Origin of the sequence: Moorena sp. SIO4E2, assembly GCF_010671945.1 — a bacterium.
Lineage (GTDB): Bacteria > Cyanobacteriota > Cyanobacteriia > Cyanobacteriales > Coleofasciculaceae > Moorena > Moorena producens.
Genome location: NZ_JAAHIE010001418.1, coordinates 1 through 1,059, shown reverse-complemented (window position 1 = coordinate 1,059; position 1,059 = coordinate 1). Strand labels below are relative to the sequence as shown.

General features: G+C 43.6%; 1 protein-coding gene and 1 pseudogene. Both read right to left on the bottom strand.

Annotated elements, in window-relative coordinates; all coding sequences use genetic code 11:
• Window positions 1-206: 206 nt before the first annotated feature.
• Window positions 207-788, bottom strand: coding sequence for a rhomboid family intramembrane serine protease (locus F6K37_RS44120; protein ID WP_287257445.1), 582 nt, complete (start codon window positions 786-788; stop codon window positions 207-209).
• 151 nt (window positions 789-939) lie between these two features.
• Window positions 940-1,059: pseudogene (locus tag F6K37_RS46055) on the bottom strand (S9 family peptidase); the annotation flags it as partial.

Sequence of the window (1,059 nt, the reverse complement as noted above, 5' to 3'; positions counted from 1 at the left end):
ATCTAAGGTTTCGTCTCTTGCCTTAATCATAAAGTTTTAACCCTTTACCCATAGCCGACTAACCATAAAGGCTGCCCCAGCGAGGGATTGCTCGCTGGGGTAACTTCTGACCGTGTCGTTAATAAAGTAACCCGTGTATCCGTTCGCGATGGCTGGAGTTGGTAAGAAGCCCACACTGTAATCTTCGATGAGCGTGTGGGAGTATGTCACAGTTTACGCCTTGCCAGTATACGTGCGGCTAGGATACCGCCGATAAAACCAAATAAATGTCCTTGCCAAGATACATGGGGCTGTGAAGGTAAGACACCCCAAACTAAACCACCATAGAGGAAGCCGACTAGAATTGATAGAAAAATTGAGGGTAGGTTTCGTTCAAAGAAGCCTCTAAATAGCAGAAAACCTAGGTAGCCAAAGATCAGCACACTTGCCCCAATGTGAACTGAATTGGGAGCGCCCAACAGCCAAACCCCAAGACCACCCACCACCATGGTGATGGTGGTAACGACGAAAAAGTCGCTAGTTTCTTGCAACATTACAAACCAGCCTAGGACAAGAAAAGGTATAGTGTTGGAAATCAGATGAGAAAAACCGCCGTGGAGAAAAGGGGCAAATAAAATACCCCGCAGCCCAATTGGGTTGCGGGGAAGGATGCCATATAGATCAAGTTTCCTTCCAAAAATGAATATATCCACCAGCTCTACAATCCACATCAGAGCGACCCATCCACCGAGGATGATTGCCTGAGTTTTTAACTCACTGGTTATTGATTGTCTTTCCTGCCTAGTCATTGTTGATGAGTTTATGGTGAACAATAATATCGAAACCAATAGACAAATACTGACATTGGCTTACTTCGCAGGTGTTGCTCCATGTCTACAGAGTAACTTAATTGATCAAGGCAATTAACCAATGACTAATGACTAATAACTAAACTAATAACTAATAATTATAAATACTTACAGGTTCTATCGCCTCTGCTAGCTCAAATCCAAATACCCGGGAGTAAAAATACAACTCCCCTTCGAGAGTCCGTTTAATCGTTTCTGCTTTACGAAAACC

What these genes read in the sequence shown, in the direction of transcription:
- F6K37_RS44120 (WP_287257445.1), bottom strand. Translation starts at nt 788, where the DNA reads ATGACTAGGCAGGAAAGACAATCAATAACCAGTGAGTTAAAAACTCAG.